The 24486-nt window shown below is 41.7% G+C and carries 30 protein-coding genes and 1 tRNA gene; 23 read left to right on the top strand and 8 right to left on the bottom strand.

What is annotated here, in order from left to right; all coding sequences use genetic code 11:
- Positions 1 to 186: 186 nt before the first annotated feature.
- Together V1225_RS01865 and V1225_RS01860 are read left to right on the top strand one after the other, a co-directional pair.
- Positions 187 to 2457, top strand: coding sequence for an ABC transporter ATP-binding protein (locus tag V1225_RS01865; RefSeq protein WP_338547443.1), 2271 nt, complete (start codon positions 187 to 189; stop codon positions 2455 to 2457).
- A gap of 3 nt (positions 2458 to 2460) precedes the next feature.
- Positions 2461 to 4899, top strand: a complete 2439-nt coding sequence (locus V1225_RS01860) for an ABC transporter ATP-binding protein/permease (RefSeq protein ID WP_251616956.1) — start codon at positions 2461 to 2463, stop codon at positions 4897 to 4899.
- 79 nt (positions 4900 to 4978) lie between these two features.
- Here V1225_RS01860 and V1225_RS01855 read toward each other — a convergent pair whose 3' ends face one another.
- Positions 4979 to 6337, bottom strand: a complete 1359-nt coding sequence (locus V1225_RS01855) for an acetyl-CoA hydrolase/transferase C-terminal domain-containing protein (RefSeq protein WP_160201894.1) — start codon at positions 6335 to 6337, stop codon at positions 4979 to 4981.
- Positions 6338 to 6845: 508 nt separating this feature from the next.
- Here V1225_RS01855 and V1225_RS01850 point away from each other — a divergent pair.
- Positions 6846 to 6920 (top strand) — tRNA-Arg (locus V1225_RS01850).
- A 717-nt stretch (positions 6921 to 7637) separates the two neighbouring features.
- Here V1225_RS01850 and V1225_RS01845 read toward each other — a convergent pair.
- Together V1225_RS01845 and V1225_RS01840 are read right to left on the bottom strand one after the other, a co-directional pair.
- Positions 7638 to 7871, bottom strand: a complete 234-nt coding sequence (locus V1225_RS01845; RefSeq protein WP_251616959.1) for a helix-turn-helix transcriptional regulator — start codon at positions 7869 to 7871, stop codon at positions 7638 to 7640.
- Positions 7872 to 8020: 149 nt separating this feature from the next.
- A complete protein-coding gene (locus V1225_RS01840; RefSeq protein ID WP_160201892.1) occupies positions 8021 to 8341 on the bottom strand; it encodes a helix-turn-helix transcriptional regulator in 321 nt (106 codons plus the stop codon).
- Positions 8342 to 8568: 227 nt separating this feature from the next.
- Here V1225_RS01840 and V1225_RS01835 point away from each other — a divergent pair, with 227 nt between their 5' ends.
- The 6 genes from V1225_RS01835 (at position 8569) to V1225_RS01810 (ending at position 12126) form a co-directional block, all read left to right on the top strand.
- Positions 8569 to 9096 carry a hypothetical protein gene (locus V1225_RS01835; protein WP_251616962.1) on the top strand — a complete coding sequence of 176 codons (528 nt, stop codon included), beginning with the start codon at positions 8569 to 8571 and terminating at the stop codon, positions 9094 to 9096.
- A gap of 177 nt (positions 9097 to 9273) precedes the next feature.
- Positions 9274 to 9822 carry a DUF3793 family protein gene (locus V1225_RS01830; RefSeq protein ID WP_161909161.1) on the top strand — a complete coding sequence of 183 codons (549 nt, stop codon included), beginning with the start codon at positions 9274 to 9276 and terminating at the stop codon, positions 9820 to 9822.
- Between the two features lie 32 nt (positions 9823 to 9854).
- A complete protein-coding gene (locus V1225_RS01825; protein WP_251616965.1) occupies positions 9855 to 10277 on the top strand; it encodes a flavodoxin in 423 nt (140 codons plus the stop codon).
- A gap of 260 nt (positions 10278 to 10537) precedes the next feature.
- Positions 10538 to 10741, top strand: a complete 204-nt coding sequence (locus V1225_RS01820; protein ID WP_338547438.1) for a hypothetical protein — start codon at positions 10538 to 10540, stop codon at positions 10739 to 10741.
- Between the two features lie 272 nt (positions 10742 to 11013).
- Positions 11014 to 11514 carry an NUDIX domain-containing protein gene (locus tag V1225_RS01815; RefSeq protein WP_243151218.1) on the top strand — a complete coding sequence of 167 codons (501 nt, stop codon included), beginning with the start codon at positions 11014 to 11016 and terminating at the stop codon, positions 11512 to 11514.
- Positions 11515 to 11562: 48 nt separating this feature from the next.
- Positions 11563 to 12126, top strand: a complete 564-nt coding sequence (locus V1225_RS01810; RefSeq protein WP_338547436.1) for a glycosyl hydrolase family 18 protein — start codon at positions 11563 to 11565, stop codon at positions 12124 to 12126.
- A 6-nt stretch (positions 12127 to 12132) separates the two neighbouring features.
- Here the strand turns inward: V1225_RS01810 and V1225_RS01805 are convergent, their stop codons facing one another.
- The 4 genes from V1225_RS01805 to V1225_RS01790 form a co-directional block, all read right to left on the bottom strand.
- Positions 12133 to 13695 (bottom strand): recombinase family protein, encoded by a 1563-nt coding sequence (locus V1225_RS01805; RefSeq protein WP_338547434.1) that lies wholly within the window; start codon positions 13693 to 13695, stop codon positions 12133 to 12135.
- A 112-nt stretch (positions 13696 to 13807) separates the two neighbouring features.
- Positions 13808 to 14782 carry an Abi family protein gene (locus tag V1225_RS01800; protein ID WP_338547433.1) on the bottom strand — a complete coding sequence of 325 codons (975 nt, stop codon included), beginning with the start codon at positions 14780 to 14782 and terminating at the stop codon, positions 13808 to 13810.
- A gap of 204 nt (positions 14783 to 14986) precedes the next feature.
- The gene (locus tag V1225_RS01795) at positions 14987 to 15460 is read right to left on the bottom strand and encodes a hypothetical protein (protein ID WP_338547431.1); all 474 of its coding nucleotides are present in this window, start codon (positions 15458 to 15460) and stop codon (positions 14987 to 14989) included.
- A 385-nt stretch (positions 15461 to 15845) separates the two neighbouring features.
- Entirely contained in the window at positions 15846 to 16598 is a 753-nt protein-coding gene (locus V1225_RS01790; protein ID WP_338547429.1) for a helix-turn-helix transcriptional regulator, read from the bottom strand.
- A gap of 137 nt (positions 16599 to 16735) precedes the next feature.
- On the opposite strand from V1225_RS01790, the gene V1225_RS01785 reads away from it, so the two are divergent.
- Complete coding sequence (locus V1225_RS01785) at positions 16736 to 16927, top strand: helix-turn-helix domain-containing protein (protein ID WP_338547427.1); 192 nt, start codon at positions 16736 to 16738, stop codon at positions 16925 to 16927.
- A 173-nt stretch (positions 16928 to 17100) separates the two neighbouring features.
- On the opposite strand, the gene V1225_RS01780 is transcribed toward V1225_RS01785, so the two are convergent.
- A complete protein-coding gene (locus tag V1225_RS01780; protein WP_338547425.1) occupies positions 17101 to 17274 on the bottom strand; it encodes an Arc family DNA-binding protein in 174 nt (57 codons plus the stop codon).
- 553 nt (positions 17275 to 17827) lie between these two features.
- Here V1225_RS01780 and V1225_RS01775 point away from each other — a divergent pair.
- The 13 genes from V1225_RS01775 (at position 17828) to V1225_RS01715 (ending at position 24476) form a co-directional block, all read left to right on the top strand.
- Positions 17828 to 17980 carry a hypothetical protein gene (locus V1225_RS01775; protein WP_338547424.1) on the top strand — a complete coding sequence of 51 codons (153 nt, stop codon included), beginning with the start codon at positions 17828 to 17830 and terminating at the stop codon, positions 17978 to 17980.
- 218 nt (positions 17981 to 18198) lie between these two features.
- The gene (locus V1225_RS01770) at positions 18199 to 18927 is read left to right on the top strand and encodes a hypothetical protein (protein WP_338547422.1); all 729 of its coding nucleotides are present in this window, start codon (positions 18199 to 18201) and stop codon (positions 18925 to 18927) included.
- A 271-nt stretch (positions 18928 to 19198) separates the two neighbouring features.
- Positions 19199 to 19354, top strand: coding sequence for a hypothetical protein (locus V1225_RS01765; protein WP_338547420.1), 156 nt, complete (start codon positions 19199 to 19201; stop codon positions 19352 to 19354).
- A 4-nt stretch (positions 19355 to 19358) separates the two neighbouring features.
- Positions 19359 to 19586 (top strand): hypothetical protein, encoded by a 228-nt coding sequence (locus V1225_RS01760; RefSeq protein WP_338547418.1) that lies wholly within the window; start codon positions 19359 to 19361, stop codon positions 19584 to 19586.
- On the top strand, positions 19558 to 19809 hold the full coding sequence (locus V1225_RS01755; protein WP_338547417.1) for a hypothetical protein: 252 nt from the start codon (positions 19558 to 19560) through the stop codon (positions 19807 to 19809). Before V1225_RS01760 ends, V1225_RS01755 begins: the two co-directional genes overlap by 29 nt.
- Complete coding sequence (locus tag V1225_RS01750) at positions 19809 to 20174, top strand: hypothetical protein (RefSeq protein WP_338547415.1); 366 nt, start codon at positions 19809 to 19811, stop codon at positions 20172 to 20174. Before V1225_RS01755 ends, V1225_RS01750 begins: the two co-directional genes overlap by 1 nt.
- Positions 20171 to 20566: a hypothetical protein gene (locus V1225_RS01745; RefSeq protein WP_338547414.1), complete on the top strand. Its 396-nt coding sequence runs from the start codon at positions 20171 to 20173 to the stop codon at positions 20564 to 20566. The genes V1225_RS01750 and V1225_RS01745 overlap by 4 nt, the downstream gene beginning before the upstream one ends.
- Positions 20563 to 20922 carry a hypothetical protein gene (locus V1225_RS01740; RefSeq protein ID WP_338547413.1) on the top strand — a complete coding sequence of 120 codons (360 nt, stop codon included), beginning with the start codon at positions 20563 to 20565 and terminating at the stop codon, positions 20920 to 20922. Before V1225_RS01745 ends, V1225_RS01740 begins: the two co-directional genes overlap by 4 nt.
- On the top strand, positions 20888 to 21019 hold the full coding sequence (locus V1225_RS01735) for a hypothetical protein (protein WP_338547412.1): 132 nt from the start codon (positions 20888 to 20890) through the stop codon (positions 21017 to 21019). Before V1225_RS01740 ends, V1225_RS01735 begins: the two co-directional genes overlap by 35 nt.
- Before the next feature lie 207 nt (positions 21020 to 21226).
- Positions 21227 to 21568 carry a hypothetical protein gene (locus tag V1225_RS01730; RefSeq protein WP_338547410.1) on the top strand — a complete coding sequence of 114 codons (342 nt, stop codon included), beginning with the start codon at positions 21227 to 21229 and terminating at the stop codon, positions 21566 to 21568.
- Positions 21549 to 21887 (top strand): hypothetical protein, encoded by a 339-nt coding sequence (locus tag V1225_RS01725; protein WP_338547408.1) that lies wholly within the window; start codon positions 21549 to 21551, stop codon positions 21885 to 21887. Before V1225_RS01730 ends, V1225_RS01725 begins: the two co-directional genes overlap by 20 nt.
- Positions 21888 to 21896: 9 nt before the next feature.
- Positions 21897 to 23489 (top strand): PcfJ domain-containing protein, encoded by a 1593-nt coding sequence (locus V1225_RS01720; RefSeq protein ID WP_338547406.1) that lies wholly within the window; start codon positions 21897 to 21899, stop codon positions 23487 to 23489.
- A 24-nt stretch (positions 23490 to 23513) separates the two neighbouring features.
- Entirely contained in the window at positions 23514 to 24476 is a 963-nt protein-coding gene (locus tag V1225_RS01715) for a DUF3102 domain-containing protein (protein WP_338547405.1), read from the top strand.
- Positions 24477 to 24486: the final 10 nt, after the last annotated feature.

The following is a 24486-nucleotide window of genomic DNA, read 5'->3' as shown; positions in this document are numbered from 1 at the left end:
AAACAGACAGACAGCAGATGAATCCGCTGTCTGTTTTTTGTGCAGAAGTAGTGCAGGGGTGCTGCGGAAGTCGGCACCCCAACCTTTCTTACATTTTCCTTACATTTCTTAAATTTTCTCCAAAGTTATAGACGGTTGTGAGATTGTCGTGATATAGTAGTGGAAGAATTAGGAAAGGGGAGAAATATGTTAAGATTAGAACGAGTATCGAAATTCTACTCAAGCGGCGGACTGGTTTCTACAGGGTTCAACAAGATTGACCTAAATTTTGAAATGGGTGAGTTTGTCGCAATTACCGGAGAAAGCGGAAGCGGAAAATCCACACTGCTCAACGTGATTTCTGGACTGGATTCCTTTGAGGAAGGCGAAATGTATATCATGGGTCAGCCGACCAGCGGATTTTCCAAAGAGGATCTAGAAGAATACAGAAAGAAATATATCGGAAATATCTTTCAGACATTTCATTTAATCAACAGCTATACTGTGTATCAGAACGTAGAGCTGGTACTTTTGATGAGCGGATATGACAAGTCAGAAATTCCGGAGCGGGTACGAGAAATTATAGCGAAGGTCGGACTTTCCTCCTACGAGAAAACCAAGGCCTCCAAACTTTCCGGCGGACAAAAGCAGCGCGTTGCCATTGCCAGAGCGCTGGCGAAAGAAACGCCGATTATCGTAGCTGATGAGCCGACTGGAAATCTGGACAGTAAGTCAGCGGCGGAAATTATAGAGTTGCTGCACCAGCTTTCTAAAGATAAGCTGATCATCATCGTAACCCATAATTATGAGCAGGTTGAGCCTTACGTGACCAGAAAAATCACTATGCACGATGGAAAAGTGGCAGAAGATAAACGGATGGCAGTGACCATCGGCAGCTGCGGGGACGCGGAGGAGTCTGTCGAAACTGCGAAGGCAGACGGCCTTACCTTAGGAAGTATGGGACGGCTTGGCGTGCGCAATACCTTTAATATTCCTGCAAAATTTTTCCTGCTGCTGACGGTTTTTCTGTTCCTGTGCATGAGTGTAATCAGCCAGTATACATCCTTTAAGAACATGGGGGATATGGATACAGGCGGTTATAACTACTATTTCATGGATACTGACAGAAATAGAATTCTCTTTACTAAAGAGGATAGAAGCGAGTTGACCGAGGACGATTATGAAAAGATTGGAAAAATAGATAATGTAGAGCGAATTATCAAAAATGATCTTATGCTGGATTTGGTTACTGACGTATCGGACGATTTTGAGAAGGGAGATTTTTACATTACTTCTAAAGTAGAAGAAGCCAAGGTTATGGAAGGGCAGCTTGTGGAGGGCAGGATGCCGGAATCGTATAACGAGGCAGTCCTGATTATTCCGGAAGGCGGCTATGCTGAGGCGGTTATCGATATGGTGATGAAAGCCGACAAGGTCGATGTGCGCAATCAAAATACAGGAAACAGTATTTTGCGTAAAAAAATGAAAGTCGTTGGCTACGGTTATCTGACCAAAGAACAACAAGAGACTTTAGATGAATCAGATATTTTATATGAAGCTTTATATTGTGTCGGTGAAGAGACTTTGGATGATATCAGATTGACAGTGCTGGAGCACCAGTGCAGCCAGGAGATTGTCTTTGCGGATAACATTTTAAGCGGGGACTCCGGTGCAGGCGTTTTACCAATCAAAGCAAGCGACAAAGTGCCTAAGGGTGAAATTTACGTGCCTGCAGACATTGCTGCGCTCAGTACGGAAAGCGCAGTAGGTAAAACTTTGAAACTGATCAATAAGAGCTTGTATTTTGAAAGCGAAATCAACTTCAGTGTGGGTGCGGTTTACAACCAGAGTAATCTGAAAACCCTCCTTGAAATCGAGAATTTTGAAGAGGTGAGCGGCAGTCTCTTTATCAATCCGAAGGACTATGCAGCCCTGTTTGACAAAGGGAATTTCCAGTCCTCCGTCCGTGTAAAAGACGATAAGCTGACTAAAGAAACAGCGGCGGAAATTGAAAAGGAGGGTTACCACACTTTCTGTGTACATGACGGATATGTGAGCTACGCCGGTGGTTTTGGAGTCATTCTCACTACATTTTACACCATCATGCTGGCGGCAGTGCTGATTGTGCTGTTCTTCATCACTTATTTCATCATTAAGCTAATCTTGAAGTCGAGGAACATCTATTTTTCGACTATCCGTATGCTGGGTGCAAGCAAAGAAAACTGCAGCAGTCTGCTGAAAGTAGAACTTTTTGCAGTGTTCAATATTGCTTACTTTATTTGCATGGGGCTTTTGGCGCTGGTAAAGTTGGAAGTGGTGAAAGTCGCTTATCTGCAGCAGTTGGTGTCTTTCCTTTCTATCGGGGATGTAGTGATTCTGTATGTAGTGCTCTGCCTGATGTCGGTACTTCTGGCGGGCAGATATGCCAGACAGCTATTTAAAAAGACAGCGATGAATGCGTATAAAGAGGAGGTGTAAGAGATGATTCGATTAACAAATGTAAACAAGTATTTTAATAGGAAGAAAAACAACGAAATCAGAGCCATTGACCACACCTCTATAGAACTTGCCGATAAGGGTCTCGTCACTTTTTTGGGAAATTCCGGCTGCGGAAAGACGACTCTGCTCAATGCAATCGGAGGTCTCGACAAAGTTGACAGCGGTGAAATTTACATCGGCGAGGAGAGACTGACCGGTCGTTCTGACGGGAAGAAAGACGAAATCAGGAATGCAAATATTGGATATATTTTCCAAAACTATAATCTCATTGAGGATGATACAGTTTTTAACAACGTAGCGCTGGTTTTGCGCATGATGGGGATTAAAGATAAGAGAGAAATCGAAGAGCGGGTCATGTATATCCTAAAGCGTGTAGGCATTGATCGATACAAAAACCGCCCGGCGAAAATGCTTTCCGGCGGAGAGCGGCAGCGTGTGGGGATTGCCCGTGCCATCGTAAAAAATCCAAAGATTATCATTGCTGATGAGCCGACAGGTAATCTGGACAGTAAAAATACGCTGGAGATTATGAATATTATTAAGGCAATTTCCCGGGAAAAGCTGGTGATTCTCGTCACCCACGAGAGAGAAATCGCGGAATTTTACGCATCCCGTATTGTGGAAATTGTGGATGGAAAAATCGTCAGTGACAGAGAAAATGCCCACAATAGCGAACTGGATTATCGGCTGGAAAACAAAATCTATCTTCAGGATATGCAGGTGCAGCAGGAGCTGGAATTAGAAAATGTGAAGTTAAAATTTTACAGTGATAAGAAGGACCAGCAGCTGGAAATCAAGGTAGTTCTCAAAAACAACAATCTATATATCGAAACTCCCGCTGGAATAGGAGAAGGTTCAGAAGCGGTGGAACTGGTCGATGACCATTACCGGAAAATTTCCAAAGACGTTTACGAGGCGTATGAATTTGACTATGCAAATATGCTGGATCAGAATTTTACGCCAAAGTACACCTCCATTTTTAATCCGGTGACTATGATTGCAGGTGGATACAAGAAAATTTTTTCTTATTCCCTCATTAAGAAAATTTTGCTTGTAGGGTTCATCATGGCGTCTATGTTTGCCGTTTATGCGGTAAGCAGTATTGCTGGAATTACCAATATTACAGACGATAAATTTGTCCAGGTTAATCAGAACTACTTGACGGTGAACGGGGCAAAGGTGACACCGCAGAACTTTAAAAAATACGAAAATATGGATGGCATTGATTATGCGCTTCCGGGCAATTCCCAGGTGAATTTCGCCTTTCCTCTGGATGATTATTACCAGACCAAAGGTGCGCAGGTCAGCTTAGCAGGATCCCTGACAGCTTTGGATATGGTAGAGGAAGAAAAACTGTTGGAGGGCAGAAATGCAAAGGACAGTTCGGAGATTGTCATCGATAGAATCACGGCGGATAGCTTTCTTTCTAACGATATGCCGAAAATGATTGGCCTGCTTTCAAAAGAACAGATTATTGGAAGAAAGGTAACGCTACCGCGTCTGGGAGAATTCACGATTGTGGGAATTACTGATCAGGGAAGCCCTTCAATTTACGCAGACAGAGAGTTTTTTATGGATATTCTGATGGTGCAGGCAGAAATGCGTACGGAAGAAGATTCCGGATACACTGAAGAAAGCGAGGAGGCGATGCCGTTGGTGCTGTCCTACGGACTTCGTGACCGGGAAACGGTGACGCTTGTCGAAGGAGCGGCACCAAAGAAAACCGGGGAAGTGTTGATTCATGAAATGCATCGATACGAGTCAGCTATCGGAAGTAAGCTCGATGTGAAGGTGAATGGTAAGAAGCTGACTGTCTGCGGTTATTACAACGATAAACGCGGTACAGACGCACTTTATGTCAGCAAGAATACAGCCATAGATTATCTGATGGAGGACCAGACAGAGATAGTGCTTTCTCCAAAGGATAAGGAAGCCACCTATCAAAACCTATCGGCGCAAAATGTCAAGGTCACAGATAATTATACTGCCGACAGGGAGTCTTATATCGATAGCTGCAAAAAAAAGATTATCGCAACAATTTTGGTGTCCGGCATTATCTTGCTCGTTTCTCTTCTGGAAATGTATCTCATGTTGAGATCTTCTTTCCTCTCGAGAATTAAAGAGGTCGGCGTGCTTCGTGCAATCGGTCTAAAAAAGAAAGATATTTACAAAATGTTTGTCGGCGAAATCATCGCAATGACTACATTGACTACGATTCCGGGCATGGCGGTGATGGCATACATCTTAAATGGAATTTCAAAGATTCCAATGATCGGAGAACAGTATCTGATGAATCCGCTGGTATTGCTCATCAGCTTTGGCCTTGTGTTTGGATTTAATCTGGTGGCGGGACTACTGCCTGTATTTAACACCATGCGCAAAACGCCGGCAGCAATTTTGTCAAGAAACGACGTGAATTAAGATACACGAAAAAATATGAAAAAGTGGGTTGCCCCTTTTGGGTCAACCCACTTCTTCTTAAGATTGAGATATATTTGGATTAGAATGTACACTTGCTTGTATTTTTCCATATACCGTTCTTTTCAGCTGCTTTGATAAGGTCTTCTCTGAAGTCAGGGTGGGAGATGTTGATTAACATTTCGGCTCTTTCCCAAGTAGATTTTCCTTTCAAGTTAGCAGCGCCGTACTCGGTTACGATATAGTTGGTTGCAGTTCTCGGAGTGGTGACAATTGCACCTGGCGTCAAAATTGGGGAGATCAGTGATTCTTTGCTTCCGTCTTTCAGTGTTCTGGTCGACGGTGTGCAGATGAAACTCTTTCCTCCTTTTGACAGGAATGCGCCCATTACGAAGTCCACCTGTCCGCCTGTGCCGCTAATTTGCTGATGACCTGCAGACTCGGAACATACCTGTCCGTAAAGGTCAACCTGGATGCAGCTGTTGACGGAGATGAAATTGTCGATGCTGGAAATAACGTTAACATTATTTACGTAGTTTACCGGCGCACTGCAGCAAATCGGGTTATTGTCGATGAAATCATATAATTTTTTTGTGCCGCCTGCAAAGGTATAAAGGGCTTTGCCTTTATCTACCGGCTTATTTCCAGTTAATTTTCCTGCGTCAAATAAGTCCACATAAGCGTCCACAAACATTTCAGTGTGAGCGTTGATATTTCTTACATCGGAGTCTGCCAGCATCTGACCGATACAGTTTGGAAGACTGCCGATGCCCAGCTGCAGGGTGCTGTGGCTGTTGATCAGTTCCACTACGTGGGCGGCAATCTGTTTGTCGATGTCTGAAGCGGGCTTTGTTCCAAGTTCTGCCAAAGGTGCATTGGACCCTTCCACGATATGGTCGATTCCGTAAAGGTTTAGCTGTGTCTGATGACCGTGAGCGATTGGCATGTTCTGGTTGACTTCTACGATGATTTTCTTTGCACTTTTAATAACGCCCCACATGTCAGCAACCTGCGGTCCCAGATTGAAGTTACCGTGGCTGTCCATTGGCGCAACTTGGAAGAATGCGATGTCAATGTCGTTTTCATTGTTGACCCAGTAGTACGGCAGTTCATTGAACAGCATTGGGATGTACCAGCATCGCCCTTCTTTGTTCATTTGTCTGTCAAATGCGCTGAAATGGGCTGAGGCAAATCTTACCTGTTCGTTGGAAGAAGTTGCCTGATAAAGCTTAAATGGTTCTTTTCTGAGGGCTACCGTGCTGAGCACTTCAATGCCCTTTAGTTCATCTGCGCGCCTTGCAAGAGCTTCGTCGATATCATTGACAACACCGCAGCCTGTTCCATAGTGGATACGAGTGTTATTATGAACCATTGCGGCTGCTTCGTCCGCAGTAATTAGTTTCTTCTGGTATTCTTCTGCAAGTGAAGATACTTTGTACATAATGTTCCTCCCTTATATAAAAACGTCCTAATTCAATGACCAGCAAACTTTTCGGTGCACAGGCACGGTGACTCAGCATGGCATCGTTATTTCGTCTGTTAAAGTTTGTCTAGTTTTTAACAAATCCTTCCTCTATTCTACTACATTGTCAAATAATTATCAACCCCTAAATTACAAGTAAAGAGAAAACGATGGTGAAATCAGCAAAATAAAAATGACTATGCCTGTAAATTTAAGGGGGATTAAGTCAAACTGAGCGGATTTTACAATAAAATTTTTCCTGTGTATTTATTCCAGTTTTCAATCTTACATAGACTGATTACCAAATCTGTCTTTCTTACGAAAAAAGAGATCTGTTTTTGCAGAGTTTGAAATCTTTTTGTGAAAGCGTGCAATCTTCCATAAAATAACATTAACTTTGTAGAACTTTGAAAAGACATTGAATTTCTGTCAAAAAAGTGGTATGATAAAAAAGTGTTCGTTAAGGACACTTCTTTAAACTGAATACGCCTCCGTAGTTAAATGGATATAACAGTGCTCTCCTAAAGCATAGTTGTGGGTTCGATTCCCGCCGGGGGTACCACTAGAAAAGCTGAAAACCTTGAATTATCTGGGGTTTCGGCTTTCTTCTTTTTGCCTTTACTCTTTTGGAAAACGAACGACCATTATATTCAAATTTTAGTTTTGATGTCAAGATAAAGACTTTTGAGGGGGATTGCGTGCTAACATTTGTGAAATGTTTGCTTTAAGAGCTGTCTGGTGATAGGGGGCTTTAATTAACTTCGATACTTGTATGTCGCTGTCTTCTATAATTTGCATCTTCTAGCAGTTTAACAGCAGCGGGGTTGCCGGAAAGTAATGCAAAATAAAGTGCCTTGTCCGCAGGAACGGGGTGTAGTATAATACATATAGTCAAGAGGACGAAGGTTTAAAGCGGTTACCCCTCAGAGAGGGGGTGTTACAATGACGGATTATGAAATCTTAATGGTTGTATTTACAGTCTTAGGAATAGTAGTATCACTAATCATTGCTTACATAAAAAAATAGCCGCTCCCATCGATCAAAATGTAGCGGCTAAGTCGTAAAACTTTGGTAACCGTTTTTTCCGGTTTCCTCTTGACACCAATATACCACGAATGAAAAGATTATGCAATAGTCAATTCACCCTGCCATGTGCGGGCTTTTTATTTTTAAGGTCAGAACATCAGAAGTACTACAAAAAAACCTTAAATGCCTTAATTTTTCAGAGGTTTTAAGGTTTTTGCGCAAAGTGCTATCTTACTATAAAGTGTTATTATGATTATATATCCTCGGACATATCATTCCAGTAGTCAGTATCAAAAAATTCTGATGGTGTTAAACCAAAGTAATCAATAATATCAAACAAACCTGTTACTGACGGTAACGATCTGCCAGATGTAATTGCTCTAATATAGTTTTTATTATGCCCAAGGTCGTAAGACATTTGATATTCAGAGACCTTCATTTTTAGTCTCAATTCTGTGATGCGTTCACCAATATATTTTGCTTTCATTACTGCCACCTCCATTTTCATTATGATAACTTTTTTAAAAAATATGATATCGGGCTGAAATGTGGCTTTTTTGTAAATAAGCCGGTAATAATTCTCTATTTTTGTGTTTTATATATGGAATAAGGAGATTTAAACTACCAAAATGATCTTTAGTCAGATTGTTTTCTTTTTTGGCAAATTAGCTGCATGATATTCAGCAGTATTACCATGTCTTCTTCATCAAGTTGTTCCATATATTCCATCGCTTTTCTAATCATTTGCGGTCGTTCATTGTCAAAAAACTCTGATGGCGTTAGTCCGAAGTATTCGATGATATTAAATAATCCTGTTACTGATGGCAATGAGCGACCGGAAGTGATTGCTCTGATGTAATTTTTGTTGTGTCCTAAATCATAGGACATTTGATATTCAGAGACGTTCTTTTTTAGACGTAACTCCGTTATGCGTTCACCGATAAAACTTACATTCATATTCGTACCTCCCTGTGATATAGAATAACTTTTTTATAAGCCTTGTTATCGGGCTGAAATGTTGAATTTATTTTGAAATATCTAGTAAAAATTGTTTTTTATCGGGCTTAAATGTGGTATAATTCTTTTTAAGATTCTTATAAACTCATAACAACGTCAATACGGTATTGAATTGCAGTAATTTGTGCACAGGATAGTGAAAAGTCAAATTGTAATAGGAGAATATTATGAGAAAAGAAGCAGATTTTCTAACGCAACATCGGCAAAGAACGCTGGGATTAAAACAAATGGAAAAAATTTCAATGACGGACTATGGAAAAGAAGAATTTCAGTTGTTGGCAACATTATTAGAAGCAAAAGAATCGCAATTTCTGAAAAAAAGAAATAACGAGCGATATCGAGTGCTTACAGAAGTATTATACCCGTTACTTTATGAAATTGCGTGGATACAAGGCGGGCATATCATATTAAATGTTGACGAGCAAGAATTTATTGGGACTCTGACTTATATAGGTGACGAACTTATATTGGATAATGATATGGGTTTGTCAGATTTTGTTGCAATTATATCTTCTGCAGATGATATTTCTATTTCTATGGGAGATAAGGGATTGGAAATTAATTTGATGTTCAAATTGTATGACAAGGTACAAGTTACGGATTGTTCAGAGGAAATTTCAAACATAGAAGAAAAAATTCGGCAGCATAGACTAAAAAAAGCTGAATTGCAAATTTGCCATACAGAAGAGCAGTAATAGTGAAATGAATTTTTCTATTGACAGGGGGTGAAAATTGTAGTATAGTTAGTCAGAACTAACTATACTAACTAACTAACGCCGAGAGAAACGAGAGGCGGTTTTATTTTTAGAGATGGGTTAGTTGAAACTAACCAATGACGAAGAACAACAGGAGTTGATACAGGAGAACGGAAAATGGAGAACTATTTGATCGAGCACTGCTCACCAACGCTGGCATCACTAAAAACAGCAAATTTATTTAACTATAGATTTGAATCGGAACAGGCATTATACGGTTACATTAGAACTTTAAATAGTGAGTTATCGTTGAAAGGCGTTTCTGTTGCAATTCTTCGAAAGTTTGATCATAGCGCACTGATCTATGTCTATCGTGAGAAAAAACTGCAGGAAGACCTTAACCGCCCTGGAGCAGCAGAATTTTTGCGGGAGCAGGGATATGAGGCATTTACGCCGAGCAGCGCCATTGCAAAGCTGCGCCAAAGATTCATAGAAGAAGGAGACTTTCCTCATGAGATTGGATTGTTTTTAGGTTATCCGCTGGGTGATGTGGTCGGTTTTATAGAAAATGCAGGCAGAAACAGTAAATGCAGTGGCTGCTGGAAGGTTTACTGCAACGAGTGCGAGGCTGTGAAACTGTTTGCAAAGTTTGATAAATGTAAAATGGTCTATAAACGGCTTTTTTATGAAGGCAAGTCTTTGCTGCAGCTCACTGTGGCTGTGTAAATATATAAAATGAAAGAAAAGAGGTATAAAACATGAGTAAGATTGCAGTCGTATATTGGAGTGGAACAGGAAATACTGAAAAGATGGCAGAGCAGGTTGTTGCCGGAGCAGTAGAAGCTGGCGCAGATGCAACGCTTTATCGTGCATCAAAGTTTTCTGCAGATTTGATGGATCAGTATGAGGCTGTCGCCTTCGGCTGCCCGTCTATGGGAGCAGAGGAACTGGAAGACAGCGAATTTTTACCGATGTTTGAACGGTGCGAGAAGAAGCTTGCAGGAAAGAAGATTGCACTGTTTGGCTCATACGGATGGGGCGATGGAGAATGGATGCGCAGCTGGGAAGATCGCTGTATTGAAGATGAAGCTGTCATTGCGTGCTCTTGTGTAATTTGCAATGAAGCGCCAGATGCAGATGCGGAGGCTGATTGCAGAGCTCTTGGCAAAAGCTTGGCTTAGTTATTTCTGCTGATATATATGACGGGGCTGTCTCAAATAAAACGAGACAGCTTTTTTCGGCTTTAGGTCAGCGAACTGGCTTGAAGCAGTCAGTCAGTCAGGTTTGGGTATGGGAGTAAGCTTAGCAGACCGAAAAATAAGATATGCCGGTGATTTGCCCGCGCCAATTTTGAGCTTGATCTCTGTATACATGGCGCGGACCTATGAGAAAGTGCCAGATACAAAAGCTTTTTAAGAAAAAATGGCGGCGGCAGAACAGAATGCAGACAGATAGTCGGAAAAAATTTAGCACCCTACAACAAAATATCAAAAAAGTAAGTACCAGGCGGCAGGCGCGCGCCAGTTTTTTAGAAAATGAATCCCAATATGGCGTTTGGCGGATGGCTGACGCCATGTATACAAAAAAACGCTTAGAAGATGGCATTTTTCATGGGGTGAACGCCGGATATCCAAAAAAATCTTGAGACTATGGCGCGCCGGATTCTCTGCAGCACGAACTACCGCATACCAATCATTAAATCAGATTGAATTTCATCCCGGGATTTGACCTGGACCGTTTTCAGTTCAACATCACTTTTCTGCAAAGGGACCGTCTGATCACCTTTTTCGTTGAGGAGCAACCAATCGATAGATGCGTTAAGCGCCTCAGAAATGTCAATCAGCGCGTCCATATTTTAGGAAAGGATTGCTCAGAAGAAAAATTCGGAGTAAAATGAAGGCTAAGGAGGAATTGTCAATGAAAAGTATGAAGGAAGCTGCGCTGCGAAATATGACTGCGATTTATATAGAAAAGGATGGGAGCATGCTTATGCTCTACAGGATTGGCTCAAAGGTGGTTGCGCCTTCTTGGTGCGGTATTGGAGGACATTTTGAGCCGCAGGAACTGAATAAGCCAAGAGCCTGTATGCTGCGGGAATTACAAGAAGAAGCAGGGCTTTGTGAAAGCGATATTACTTCTGTAGAAATGCGATATGTAACTTTGCGGCTAAAAAATGGAGAAATCAGACAGAATTACTATTTCTTTGCAAAGCTAAGGGAAGGCGCGGCTGTAAATGAATGTACAGACGAGGGCATACTGCGTTGGATTCCTATAAAGGACGTTTTAGAGTTGGAAATGCCCGTAACGGCAAAACAAATGCTGACGCACTATTTTGGGGTTGGACGCTTTACTGAGGAAATTTATTGCGGCGTGACTGGTGAAGCGGGAATGGAATTTGCTGTGCTGCAGGAGTTCTAAAAAGATGCCCGGCTCCGTATTCTGTAATATGAGAATGGGGGCTTATAAATGAAAATAATTGTTGTGAGCGGCTATGCTTATCCGTCTATTGAGCCATGGGTACTTTCTTCCTGGCTGTCGGATTTGACCTTTCTGGGAAATTTCAGCTATGGAATCACTGCAGAGGGCGGTGTTGTGGATTTGAACGACGAGAACCTGATTCAGGCAGCATACACTGCAGGGGTAAAACCGATGATGGTGCTGACACCCTTGGACGAGTCGGGAACTTTTAATGATGTAACCGCAGGCATTTTACTTTCGAATCCGCAGGCATGCACAAATTTGGTAAACAACATCTTGCAGACGATTCAAAGAAAAGGACTCGCAGGGATAGATTTTGACTTTGAGTTTGTACCAGTGGAAAATAGGCAGGACTATGTAGAATTGATTCGACAGACGAAAGAATTGCTGGGACCGCAGGGCTACTATGTAACGGCGGCTTTGGCACCTAAGACTTCCGATGCGCAGCAGGGAAGCATTTATCAGGGGCATGATTACAGGCAGATTGGGGAAATTGTGGATTATGCGCTGATTATGACCTATGAGTGGGGCTACACATACTACCATCAATGATGAATGTCAATGACGTGAAAAATCCACAACCGGGTAGAAATCGAGGCTAAAGGCGGTTTCTTTTCCCGGTCCTTTTTCTTTTTTGATATAGTCAATCCTCTTAAAAATGCTCTTTAGCAGCATGTTTTTCTCTTCGTTGGTGCTGCAGCTGCCGTAAGCGTCCTGCACGTGTTTCACCTGTTTTATAAATTCTTCGGTGCTCATCTGGGCTGCCTGCTCCCGGTGACGGGCAATCAGATTTTCGATGTGCTGCTGCACTTCTTCAATACGGCCAGCCAGATTCTTGTTTCGCTCAATGAAAGTATCCTCGTCATAAATACCACGTTCTAAGAAATCAAATAGCTTGCCTTTTTGGGATTCCAGTGTAGCACGCTCGGCTTTCAGGCGCTCTAAATCTTCCTCAAAGGTATCAGTTTCTTTTGTATGCTTCTCCAATCTTAGGATATAATTGTCGGTCCATGCCTGCAGAGCGTCAATGATGGCGTCTTCTACAAGGTCAAAGCGGCTTGAGATATTCTCACAGCGGACCGTATTGCAGACAAGGCGGTAACGATCGGTTCCTTTATTATCTTTCTGCCGGCGCATAGTGTGCCCGCAGCACGCACAGGTGACGATGCCAGCCAGCGGATTCTGCAGACTGCCAGAGGCAAAGTTATTGGGTCTGACTGCTCTTGTAGAACGAACTGCCTGCGCAGCGTCGAAAAGCTCTTGTGGGATTACCGGATCATGAAGTCCGCGTTTCAAAATCATTTCTGGCCCGCCCTGGATTCTCTTTTTCACGACATGACCGTTTTCAATCTGCTTGACCTCCGGGCGCTTGCCCCAGGTTACATATCCAGCGTAGACCGGATTTTTTAGGATATCGCGGATAGAGGACGGAGAAAACTTCTCACCCCGGCGGTTTCGGTACCCACGCTCATCGAGACGGATAGAGATAGTATAAGAGCCAACATGCTCATTTGCATACCACTGATACATCAAAAGAACGGCTGCCGCTTCTTCCTCGAGAGGTTTCAGCGTGTAGCCTTTATCATTAGGGATTTTAATGCGTTCGTAGCCGTAAGGGGCGTCTCCGTAAATCCATTTGCCCTCCATGGTGGAAATCCTTCTGCCGTCCTGAATTCTGCGGTTGATGGTAGCGTATTCTCTGCGGCTCATGAAGAGGCCGAACTCAAAGTATTCCATGTCGGATGGGTTTGCCGGGTCATAGATTTTCAGCGGTGTGATAATCTTGGTACCAGAGATTGTAAAAGCCCTGGCAATGATGCCCTGATCCAGCGTATCGCCGCGGGCAAGCCTTTCTACTTCCACCACAAGAACGCCCTTCCATTTGCCTTGTTCCACATCGTGAATCAGCTTCTTGACTTCCGGGCGGGCGTCAATAGATTCGCCGGAAACGATTTCCCGGTAAACCTGACCAATATTCAAATTCATTTTCTTGGCAAGATCCATCAGCCGGCGCTCATGCCGCAGCAGGGTGTCGCCTTCGCCGTGTAGCTCCGCTTCCATGTCCTCGCGGGACTTGCGGAGGTAGATGGAATATAGGCCGGAATCTAAGTTATGTAGCATAATTCACCTCGTTGATTTTATGTTTTTATTACAATAAAACAGGGAAGGTTGCTTGGGATATGTGGTACGATTTAATGTTTATATGCCTTCTTCGTATAGAGAATATTTAAAATCATAATATGATATTTTTTGTTTTTACATCTTTCCAATTTTGCGGAAACCCCATAATTTTTAGTATTTCATCAATGGAAATCGTAGAGAGTTTGGATGATAGTTTATTGATAGCTCCATTCAGTTCGGAAATGAATCTGCGATATTCTTTTGCTGATAATAAATACCTCAAAATAATCACTGCACCGAAAAGATCATTTCTACCATTAACATAATGACCTTTGTCCTGCGTAATAGCAAGGTTTTTGTGAACCTTTGTATCAGCTAAAGGGATCGAAGAGGTAAAGCAATATAGTCTATTTCCGTGGGCGCAAAAGTTTCGTATTGAAGTAAGATATCCCAAAAAATTTCCTAGCGTATTGTCTTGTAGGTTGAAAATTTTTGAAACATACTGTCGATCTTGCTGTTTCATAAGACTATAAAATTTGCTCATCGTACCAAATGAAAGAATACTATTCAAGACCCACATAGGTATGTAGCCATGATTCTTTAAATAGTGTGCTATATTTGGATCATATGAATGCGACGCAATCTGATTTTGTATAGTGGCAAACAATTTGGTGATTTTGTTATTCGCATCTCTTGAGGTTGTATCAAAATTTTTATAAAGCAGGTAATTATCATGTCCGTATTTTGAAGAAATTCGGTAAGAAATTAAATTCTTTACGTTTGTTTCAACATGCAGAATATTCCTTAGAAAAATTTCCCGAATAGAACGATCGAAAGCATATACCGCAAAAATTTCATTGACTGTTGTTCCAGCTTTATACTCCTCTGGATTCGGGGGAGTTGAGGCAAGGAATGGAATTTTGTAACCGTTTATTACGTTATAGTATCCATTTCTTTGAAGAATTATTTTTGCGCTACGTCGTTGCTCGCTCGTATCAATGCAAACATTTCTAGATTTGAGTAAATCAATCATTTCGTCATAATCTTTAAACCTCTTTTCTTTTATTTGGTTGCTATTTGTCGCCATAGATTATATCCTCCAAAAAATTTAAAGACCCCGGGCCCGAAGGACACCGGAGTACGTTCCAAAATAGTATATGCAAAAGAATACAAACTATTCTTTTGATACTCCGATTCTAACATCTTGAAATTGTGTTGTCAATACTTTTTTGTGAAACATGTTTGTTTTAATAAATGTTTCACGGAAGTGTTGAAGCATTCTTTCATAAGCTTAGATATTTTCTTGTCTGGCAGTAATGGAAAGGGAATCCATAAAGCTAAATAGAAACTGAAGGTTTGCAGTATCTGCGTTTCCCTCGTGAAAATATCGCCAGTCCACAAAAACTTTGCCATGGGAATTTAAATCTGCTTGAAATTGAATATCATTGTAAGCAGGAATAACCTCTTGCATTTTTGCAATAGATGTTTGCCTAACTTTATCCTGAATATCCTGATTAAGAATCCCAAATAGTCTTGCCAGATTATGTTCTGTTGAGGTGTTACACAACATGGACTTCATAAAAAGTTCACAGGCGAAAGCACAATTTACTACCGCAGGAACAAAAAGACATAAATCCAAGATATTAATACCAGAATCATTCGGAGACGCTAGTCCTTTTGAAGCATTATCCATCTTTGACTGAAGAATCATAGCAGAGTACTTGAAAAGAGTGCCATTGTTAAACATAATTTTATTCAAAGCCATAAAAATATCTCCTTAGTTAGTATTTATAGTTTAGTAGGTTGGTGCTCATAATAATGTCGGTATCTGTGAAATTCTGTATTCCCGGTTTAAATTACAATCCTAAAATCTCTTTCTTTTAGAATAACCTCCGAAAATAGACCCTATCAAAATAAATCTTAGTCCCATATACTTATAATCGTGTGCCCGTAATCTAAAAAGAGAGGACAAGTTATGAAAAGGCAATATAAAGATTTAAAGCACACCTATTTATTGGCAGTTTATGATAAAGTAGAAGATCTCATTATTTACAACACAGCAAGAGAAGAGGGGGCTAAATTAATTTTTATTATTTTTTAATTCATTTGCAGAAATTACATATCTGCAGAGGAATTAATTCGAAAATAAGCTAAACTGATTCTTTGACGGGCGCACAATCTTCTAATTGTTCACGGTCTTTGCGTTTTCGTTCTTCCCGTGCTTTTATTACTTCCTGCCGTATTTCTGCGTAATCATTATCAATTGAACTATGATTTAGTCCCTGTGCATATGCAAGTAGCCTACCTTTGCTATATGTGTCGCAGCTTACAAAATATTTCACAAGTTCGAGAGCATCCTGTTGAGTTTCAGCGGATTCACTTTGTAGCAAAGCGACAATATCAGAAGTAATTGAGCAGGATTCCGGCGATGAAGACGCATCGGTCTCATTTTCCCAACCCATTATCCATTCGGGAGTAGTGTGCAGGGCATCGGCTAATAATTCTATCTTATCAGATGGAATATTTGTAATTATCCCTCTTTCATATTTGTAAATAGTTTGTTTAGTTGTTCCTAAGAAATTCGCCAGAGCGTCTTGGGATAGGGAGCGCTGTTCCCTTAATGTTTTGATTCTATCACCTATCTCGGAAGCGGTATCACTGTATAGAGAAACCATTTCATTTCCATCAAGTACAGAAATCAATTCATCGAGCGAAAGATTAGCAGCAATGGCAATCTTTTGATATGTTTCTAATGATGGAGTAAGTTGTCTGCGGCTTTGCGGGTGCTGATTCTTTTCGAGCATAGAGATATACCCTTTACTCAACCCCGACCTATTAGCAAAATCTTGCATGGTAAGCTTATTCTCTACCCTATAGTTATGTATAAATTCACCAAGTTTCATAAATATCACCTTTCATTTGTTTACTACATTATACAAATTGAATTTTATAAAGTCAAGAAAAAGTTTACGATATTAAACAAAAAGTAGTTGACAAAATTAGTTTACTGTCGTAAACTAAGGCAAAAGGAGGAAACGAAATGGAAAATATTTTGAAAAAGTGCAGAGAAGAACAAGGTATGACACAAGATGAATTGGCTAAAAAGTCAGGAGTGGCAAGAACGACAATTTCATTTCTTGAAACCCAAAAGAAAATCGATGTGAAGTTAAGCACGTTGTCGGCGCTTGCTAAATCTGTGGGAAAAGAGGTTAGTGAAGTTTTTTTAATATAAAAGTTTACTGTTGTAAACAAAGTGAATTGAAGAGGGAGGTGAAAGCGTGAAACGAACTACAGTTAGACTTACATTACGAATGCCAGATGAATTAGATAACCTGTTAAGAACAGAGGCAAAAAGAAAAGGGCTGAGCATCAATCAGTTAATGCTCAGCATCATTTACAAAGAACTTAATCATCAAAAACAATCTGACCATTTTGTGCCTCGTACTCTTTAATGCGATATTTGATCATTAATTCGATTTCCTTATTTGCGGAACGTCCGTTTTCCTCTGCTATATACCTGATTTTATCAAGATATTCTTGGGGAATGCGAAGTGTGTAACGTGGTAGCGTAGATGCCATAAAATGTACCTCCATGATTTAGTGATGTGGTTTTGACGCAATTATAACATAAAAAATGCGTCAAAAAATATATTGACGCAAAAGTGACGCAATCAAAAAAGAGGCTGGGATTATGTATCCCTGAAAAATTGTATAAAGAAATAAAAGCAGAAGCTGAGTATAGAGGAAGAACAATTAACTCAATATGCCTGGAGATTCTCTGGAAGTTCTTTGATGATCCAGAAGTTAAGGACAAATTTTGAAGAGGGAGGTGAAGAAGGTGGACTATTTGAAAATCACTAAATATGTGGCTGCCGCAGTATGCTTTATTCTATTGTGGACTGATGATTTGAATAAATTTGATATCCAAAAGGAATAGCAAAAGCCAAAAATGGAATGAGTATCTTAGAGAAAAATTCAATCTTTATTCGAGACTTTTTTCTGGAGTAGTAGTTGTTTACCGACTTAGGGAATGAAGTATTGATAATCTCTGACATTGCAGGAGAAATTTCAATTAAAAGTAAAGAGCATAGGACAAACCGTAAAGCTGTATGAATTAAATGAGGTACATATTATGGCAATCGTAAAAGAGTACAAGACCGCCAAAGGCGTGACTATAAGATTTAATGATGCAGCTTATGCGGATAAAACCGAAGAAGAAAAGCAGAAGCTGCGGGAGAATGTGAATAAGGTGATTTCGCAGATCCTAACAAGCCCAAGGAGATAGAGTTGGAAGTAGAGAGTGGATAAAGTATTTTGAGTCAGGAAGTGCAATGGATAGCGAGTAATAATCGTATTCATGAAAATATGTAAAAGGTTGGATTTCATAAGAAAACGCCCTCTGCGAGAAAGTGGCATTAACGAGGGGAGGCATAAAATAAGACCTCACAAAATGTTGTTAAAATGTGTTGAATGGGATATACTCTAAGCAGGAGGAAAAGTTTAATGGAAATAGTTTTTTTAATACTGATGTTTTTGGCACCCGGATTACTGATAAAAAAATATGATGAATATAAAAGTATTCGGGAGAAGAAAGAACCTGAAAGTTCGACAATTTATGAAACACTGATCACAACGTGTACGTTGAGCGTAATAGTAACTACCGTAACATGCCTAGTACAAAACAGCATTCTTTATTGCATGGACAAAGAAGTAACAATCTCGATAGATGGGTTAATGGAAAGAATGTTACGTTTTGACTTCTTAGGTGCGTACATCGGAATTTGCGCAATAGTAACGGTCATTGCGTATCGTTTGTACAAAAAAATTCTGAACTGGGTACGTGGATGTCAAATTGAAAGAGCAGAAAAAGACTATGGACTTATACCCATGAATTCAGATCAGCGGACCGTATGGGAAAATTTCTTTTTAAATAAGGAAAGAAACCTTAAATCGGTGGTTGTATCAATTTACAAAGATGGAAATTATGTGATATCGGGTTACTTAGAAGGCAGAAACCTCAGTTTGAATGAGAGAAAAGAATTTGAACTCATGAGAGTGACTGAAGTTGAAAAGATTTTGGAACATGACAAAGACAAACCCCCAGAACTGAAAGTATTGAACTATATTGAAGATAGCTACTTTGATATGGAAACCGGTACTTTATTCAACTTTTACAATTCAGACTATATAAACGAGCACTGGGAAGAAATCATGCAAGAGATAAATAGCTAAGGCCGTTTTGGCGGATGAGGAGGGGGAGGTGATGATGCTGGTCTTGCACCGCCCTTATCTTGATAAGTCGTTGAAGGATTCTTTGGTGTAGGTGCCGGGGTTGGTATCGGTTTTTTATCACTCATAGAGTCACTCCTTTACAAATCCCAGTGCTTAGCATAATTATAACAAAATATGACACATTTTAACACTATGAATTTTCATAGTGTTTTTTAATGCAGAAATCCAGCTTGAAGTATGACGTATAGATTTTAGAAAGGAGATGTAAAGTGTGGCAGCATTAAAAATCGAAATTTACATAAACGGAAAACCGATTGAAGACTTTGAGCCAAAAGAGCTGGAAGAGGTGAAAGCGAAACTTACTCGAAAAGCGATGGCAGCTGCAGGCTTTGTGCCGCTAAAGGAAGCACAAAGGAAAAGGGGCTGAGCGTATGACAAGAAAATCACACTGGCGGCGCAGGAAGAAAGTAGGACAAGCCCCGGCGCCGCGAAGACAAGAAACAGCAGCAGAAAGAGAAGTGCACCAGCTGCTGCAAGAAGCGCAGCAACAGCATCTTGATAAAATCTTGCAAAGTCGAAAGACCCCGCCGCGCGAGTCCGTTATAACCCAGCTGAACAAGAGGAAGAAGAATGAGAGCAGAGACAGTACAGATGATTGAAGAAAAGTCCCGCTTTGTTAGAGGCATAGAAACGCTTTTGAGTCTGGATAAAAATAGCATGGTAGACAGCCTCATATACAAGTTTGATATGCAGGATGAAGCCGGCGAAGTTTATGACGAATATGTTGGAATCGCCTGGGAGACAGGCGGCGCTAAGAGACTACTGGTAACAGGATATAGCAATGGAGCCATATTAAAGGCAATTATAAAGGAGGTCTACTGATGGATACATACCAAGGCACGTGCAAATACTGCGGAGAAACAAAGCCGATTATGGAAGAAAGTCAAGACGCGGCAGATGAGCAGGTGAGCAAGGATTGCTCCTGCGGCGGTGCGAAACTGGAAGAAATCAAAGCAAGACTGATGGCAAACATCAATTTCATCTCGAGAAAAAACGAAAAGAAGGCACTATCTCAGCTGACAGACGAGCAGGTTAAATTGCTTAAACGTGCAGGCGCTGAAATCGTAAACGGTAACTGCTACAAAGCCGTCTTTGATTTTGGGAGTTCCAAAGTAACGATTTGGAACGCAGGGGAAAAGTACAGGATTAAGCGAACCGCAACCAGAGAGGAGATAGCAGAAGCATGATAGACGAAAAATACTACCTATATGCCGTTGAACAAATGGACCGTGCAGCAAGAGAAAAGAAAAAGTGCAACGGATACAAGGACAAGCCTGAGAGGATCTGTTTTTACACCGGGCGCCCTTACGCTGAGCGCCATGAAGTATTCCCGGGAAGACCTAACCGGCAAATCAGCATTGAGCATGGTTTTCAGGTGGATCTTTGCCCGGAGAAACACCGCGAACTGCAGGAGAACATTACGCCTTGGGCGAAAGCAGAGAACCAGAAGTGGCACGAAACGTACGAACAACTTTACATCGATGAGCAGATTGATGAGTGCGTTAGTGCAGATGATGCGCTAGAAAGCTGGATGCGGCTCATAGGCAGAAATTACATACAGGAGTTGACACCAAAATGATACCATGTCCAAAATGCGGAAATCTTGATTATCATGCAGCCCGGCAGTGTCCGCAATTTGGAGGAAAGCCGGTTTGCACCAGCTGCTGCATGGAGTGTGCGTATTATGACCCATCACCGATGGGGCTTCATTGCAGATACCATATCTACAATCCGAAACCGGATTACCGCGGCGAAATCGAAAAACTCAGCAGACAGATTGCGGTTAAGGAACGCCAGATTAAGCATTTTTACCAAAACGACAAACCTTGGATCGCTGAGAAAATCGAAAGAGAAACAAGCTGGCTCCGAGCAAAGAGAAGAGAATGGGAGAGAAAACGAGATGAAGAAACTAAAAAAGCTGGCACTGAAATATGACGCAGCAGCTTATATATATGCGGTATGCACATTGCTGATTACCGCATCACCAATCATTACCTTGTGGCTGCTCCTTTATGGTGCCGGCTGCGAATAGGGGGAGACAATGAAAAGACTATGGAAAAGAATCAGAGAATGTCCAGCGTGCCCACTGCACGTAAAATGCTATAAACGCGGACACTGGCCATGCGGGAACAAAACCTGCTTCATGAGAAAAAGAAAAAGACTCGCAAAAGCGAGTCAAGCCGTTGAGTAGGTACTGCAATACCTACTCCTAATTTACCACAAAATGAGGAGAAAAGCAATGAATTTGAATCAAAAAATCAACCTGAAAGAATTTTGCCGGCGTGCGAAAGAAGCCGGCTGTGAAATCATACAAAGCGGCAGGAGCCGCTGCTATGCAGTTTCGACGAGAGAAATTGTTATTGCAACGACAACCGGCGCCATCCGGATTCCCGTAGAAAATGCACAGCGCTTTTTATGGGACTACCAAGTAGCAGTAGAAACCGCCTGCAAGATGTGGAACGAACTCACCCTGATAGAAAAGAACCAGCTGGCAAAAGAAAAGCACATGACCTACGGCGAACTGCAGCAGATCATGTATATGCTGAAATTAGGAGGAAGAAATGAGCAAGAAAACAGATGACGCCATCGCCAAGATTACAGCGGAAGCGATGGAAATCAATAACAACTTCGCAATTTTTATTGAGGAGCATTTGACATCAATCTGCACGACAGACAAAGTTGCGGACAAGCTGCTGTCGAGAGATAAGACACTGGAAGACTTTTGTAAGAAATGCGAGTCGAAGGCCAGAGAACGAGCAAGAAAACAGGGAAGCGGATTCCAGATAAACGGTCTGCCGGATCAGGAGTACAAAGACATGGTCGAAGCGTATTACAGCATTACACCGGACGACAAGTCGAGAACTACCGGAAATGTCATAGACATTACAGATTTACTTTAGGAGACAGCTATGAAATACGAAGTTTTAAGAATTGAGAAAGACCCTTGGAACATCGTGCTGCCAAAGGGAATCAAGAAGTATGTGCATACATCCATCAGCCACCCGATTATTTATGACCGGCTCAAAAAGCGGGCCTTTTGCCTTTCCTGCGGAGAATACTTTGACTATACGAATCCGGAAAAGCCGTTTCCGAAGGCAAGGACAATCCATGTAATGGACAAGTTCAAAGCGGGCGACTTCATAATCTGTCCGCTGTGCGGCCATGAAGGAAAGGCGAATCCTCACACAAGAAATGTATACGTAGATGGAACTGTGGCGGTAGGAAATGTAAAGGCTGAGTCCTTGTACATCAATATTCTTTATGCCTGTTACAAATACGAGCAGGGCGCCTTTGGTGATTTGAAGGATTTAAACGGAAAAATTTACATAGGGGAGACGGTCAAAATTGCAAGGAATGAACAAAATGCTTATGCAAAATGGGGAAATAGCTGGTACAAATGTGCTACTGCGCACATATGCGCAGACATCACGAGAATGAATCCCTACATACACGAGAGTATGGCAAGCGCAGTCGAGGAAAGCTTCCTACAGTACGCAGGAATAGAAATAGAGCCGAACAGCAGACCGGACATCAATGCTTTGGTAAAGCGCCTGGCGGTAAACGCCAAGCATCCGCAACTGGAGTATCTGAAAAAAGCAGGGCTAGGCGAGATAGAAAGCAGCTTAATCTACGGCACAGGTACGTTTCTGCGGCCGAACTGGCGAAGAAATGATTTGCCCGGCGTGTTAGGCACTACCAGTCAGGATATAGACAAGCTGAGACAGTGGAACATGTTTGACGTCGATCATATCGCAGCCTACAAGCACATCAAGAAGTATCATAAGAAAATCCGGAAAAAAGACATGGAAGACTTCTTTGCGTTCTTCGACGATATCGGGATATTTGTGACAAAACCGAAATGGGGCGTAAACCTAAAAGGCATGGATCCGCTAAAAACCGCAAGGTACTTAGAAAAGCTATACCAAGATAACAGGTCGTATTGCGGTCACGGCAGTTATGGGTACACCAGAGGATTTGTATTAAGTGAATATAAAGACTACATTGGACAGATAAGAGAGCTCAAGTACCCTGAAACAGACTATTACCTTTATGCAAAAGACTTCGCCGTAGCCCATGAGCGAGCCTCTGCGCAGCTGAGAGAAAAGAAGAAAAAAGAATACGAGGAAAAAGTACGGGCAGAAAATGAAAAACTCACGAAACAGGTTGAAAAACTCGAAAAACTGAGCTGGTCCGACGGTACTTATCTAATCAGACCCCTCAGAAGCGTAGCGGAATTTTTTGAAGAAGGAGCAAACAACAATAACTGCGTTGCCAGCTATGTCGAGAGGGCGGCCAATGGGAAAACCAGCATTTTCGTAATCAGAAAGTGCGAAGCCCCGGACGAGTCTTTTGTAACGCTGGAACTTAGAGACGGCGAAATAGCGCAATGCAGAGGAAAAGGCAACCGTGACGCAGGAACCGAAGTGAATGCCTTTGCCGAGCGTTGGCTAGAGGAAATTGTGAAAAGAAAGAAGAAAGGAGCAGCTGCCCCGGCAGCGTAAAAAAACATGGGAGACATTATAGATGTGGAATACAAAGAAGTTGTAGACTTGGAGAGTTTGACAACAGAAGAATTAAAAAACGGAGCCAATCTCTATTGGAGCCAGATGGAACTGCTGGGCAAGATGGGTATTGAGTTGGCGGCGAGAGCAGGAAAAAACCTAAATGTTATCAAAAGTAGAATTGGACATGGTGGGTGGGAAGATTGGTGTAATGAAAATTTACGCTTCAGTAAACGAAAAGCTGAGCGGATGATGAAACTGGCGAAAAAAATAGAGACGGAAAACGGAGTGTTTGCAAATCCGAAAACGTTGTCGGATATTGAAATTTCAAAAGTTTGGGCGATTCTGGAAGCGCCGGAAGAGGTGGCCGAAAAGGTCATGGAGAATCCCGGAATGCCGGATATGAGCGTTCGAGAATTAAAAGATGAAATCAAGCGCCTGAAAGAGGAAAAACAGGGCCTTGAAACGGAAATGGAAGCAATTGCAGAAAACAGAGAGGAGGTGCAAGCAGAACTTAAGGCGGAAATCGACCGTCTGAAAGCTGAACTTGCCGATCAGCCAGCAGCGGATCCTGCAGCCCTTGCCGAAAAAGAAGCAGAACTGCAGAAAATGCAGGACAAGCTGGCCAAGGAAAAGGAGAAATCCAAGAAGCTGAAAGAATCCGTAGATGCGGAAAAAGAAAAGGCGGCAGCTGAGGCGCAGGCAAAAGCAGAAGAGGACGCAAAGGCAAAGGTCAGTGAAGACCTGCGCCTGCTGCAGGAAAGCAACCAGCAGGCCGCTGAGGAAATCGACCGTTTAACTCGAAAACTGGCCAACAACTCCAATACCGAAGTGGCGACCTTTAAAGCCTACGCAGACCAGCTGCAGAAAGCATTCGGCAGCTGCGCAGAGTCCATTGTGACCATGGAAACCGAAGACACAGAGCAGGCAGAAAAAATGCGCTGTGCCCTAAAGCAGATTATGACACAAATGATAGAGAGGATTTAAGGTAAAAATT

The organism is Emergencia sp. JLR.KK010 (genome assembly GCF_037018265.1).
In the GTDB taxonomy this organism is placed as follows: domain Bacteria; phylum Bacillota; class Clostridia; order Peptostreptococcales; family Anaerovoracaceae; genus Senimuribacter; species Senimuribacter intestinalis.
Note: the sequence above shows the minus strand (reverse complement) of the source record. Positions and strands in the feature narration are given on the sequence as shown.

What these genes read in the sequence shown, in the direction of transcription:
- V1225_RS01860 (WP_251616956.1), top strand. Translation starts at nt 2,461, where the DNA reads ATGATTCGATTAACAAATGTAAACAAGTATTTTAATAGGAAGAAAAAC.
- V1225_RS01835 (WP_251616962.1), top strand. Translation starts at nt 8,569, where the DNA reads ATGAGAAAAGAAGCAGATTTTCTAACGCAACATCGGCAAAGAACGCTG.
- V1225_RS01780 (WP_338547425.1), bottom strand. Translation starts at nt 17,274, where the DNA reads ATGGCATCTACGCTACCACGTTACACACTTCGCATTCCCCAAGAATAT.
- V1225_RS01800 (WP_338547433.1), bottom strand. Translation starts at nt 14,782, where the DNA reads ATGGCGACAAATAGCAACCAAATAAAAGAAAAGAGGTTTAAAGATTAT.
- V1225_RS01760 (WP_338547418.1), top strand. Translation starts at nt 19,359, where the DNA reads ATGACAAGAAAATCACACTGGCGGCGCAGGAAGAAAGTAGGACAAGCC.
- V1225_RS01810 (WP_338547436.1), top strand. Translation starts at nt 11,563, where the DNA reads ATGAAAATAATTGTTGTGAGCGGCTATGCTTATCCGTCTATTGAGCCA.
- V1225_RS01820 (WP_338547438.1), top strand. Translation starts at nt 10,538, where the DNA reads ATGCAGACAGATAGTCGGAAAAAATTTAGCACCCTACAACAAAATATC.
- V1225_RS01750 (WP_338547415.1), top strand. Translation starts at nt 19,809, where the DNA reads ATGGATACATACCAAGGCACGTGCAAATACTGCGGAGAAACAAAGCCG.
- V1225_RS01795 (WP_338547431.1), bottom strand. Translation starts at nt 15,460, where the DNA reads ATGGCTTTGAATAAAATTATGTTTAACAATGGCACTCTTTTCAAGTAC.
- V1225_RS01775 (WP_338547424.1), top strand. Translation starts at nt 17,828, where the DNA reads ATGGCAATCGTAAAAGAGTACAAGACCGCCAAAGGCGTGACTATAAGA.
- V1225_RS01790 (WP_338547429.1), bottom strand. Translation starts at nt 16,598, where the DNA reads ATGAAACTTGGTGAATTTATACATAACTATAGGGTAGAGAATAAGCTT.
- V1225_RS01805 (WP_338547434.1), bottom strand. Translation starts at nt 13,695, where the DNA reads ATGCTACATAACTTAGATTCCGGCCTATATTCCATCTACCTCCGCAAG.
- V1225_RS01725 (WP_338547408.1), top strand. Translation starts at nt 21,549, where the DNA reads ATGAGCAAGAAAACAGATGACGCCATCGCCAAGATTACAGCGGAAGCG.
- V1225_RS01745 (WP_338547414.1), top strand. Translation starts at nt 20,171, where the DNA reads ATGATAGACGAAAAATACTACCTATATGCCGTTGAACAAATGGACCGT.
- V1225_RS01740 (WP_338547413.1), top strand. Translation starts at nt 20,563, where the DNA reads ATGATACCATGTCCAAAATGCGGAAATCTTGATTATCATGCAGCCCGG.
- V1225_RS01855 (WP_160201894.1), bottom strand. Translation starts at nt 6,337, where the DNA reads ATGTACAAAGTATCTTCACTTGCAGAAGAATACCAGAAGAAACTAATT.
- V1225_RS01720 (WP_338547406.1), top strand. Translation starts at nt 21,897, where the DNA reads ATGAAATACGAAGTTTTAAGAATTGAGAAAGACCCTTGGAACATCGTG.
- V1225_RS01770 (WP_338547422.1), top strand. Translation starts at nt 18,199, where the DNA reads ATGGAAATAGTTTTTTTAATACTGATGTTTTTGGCACCCGGATTACTG.
- V1225_RS01730 (WP_338547410.1), top strand. Translation starts at nt 21,227, where the DNA reads ATGAATTTGAATCAAAAAATCAACCTGAAAGAATTTTGCCGGCGTGCG.
- V1225_RS01830 (WP_161909161.1), top strand. Translation starts at nt 9,274, where the DNA reads ATGGAGAACTATTTGATCGAGCACTGCTCACCAACGCTGGCATCACTA.
- V1225_RS01815 (WP_243151218.1), top strand. Translation starts at nt 11,014, where the DNA reads ATGAAAAGTATGAAGGAAGCTGCGCTGCGAAATATGACTGCGATTTAT.
- V1225_RS01865 (WP_338547443.1), top strand. Translation starts at nt 187, where the DNA reads ATGTTAAGATTAGAACGAGTATCGAAATTCTACTCAAGCGGCGGACTG.
- V1225_RS01825 (WP_251616965.1), top strand. Translation starts at nt 9,855, where the DNA reads ATGAGTAAGATTGCAGTCGTATATTGGAGTGGAACAGGAAATACTGAA.
- V1225_RS01845 (WP_251616959.1), bottom strand. Translation starts at nt 7,871, where the DNA reads ATGAAAGCAAAATATATTGGTGAACGCATCACAGAATTGAGACTAAAA.
- V1225_RS01755 (WP_338547417.1), top strand. Translation starts at nt 19,558, where the DNA reads ATGAGAGCAGAGACAGTACAGATGATTGAAGAAAAGTCCCGCTTTGTT.
- V1225_RS01840 (WP_160201892.1), bottom strand. Translation starts at nt 8,341, where the DNA reads ATGAATGTAAGTTTTATCGGTGAACGCATAACGGAGTTACGTCTAAAA.
- V1225_RS01785 (WP_338547427.1), top strand. Translation starts at nt 16,736, where the DNA reads ATGGAAAATATTTTGAAAAAGTGCAGAGAAGAACAAGGTATGACACAA.
- V1225_RS01735 (WP_338547412.1), top strand. Translation starts at nt 20,888, where the DNA reads ATGAAGAAACTAAAAAAGCTGGCACTGAAATATGACGCAGCAGCTTAT.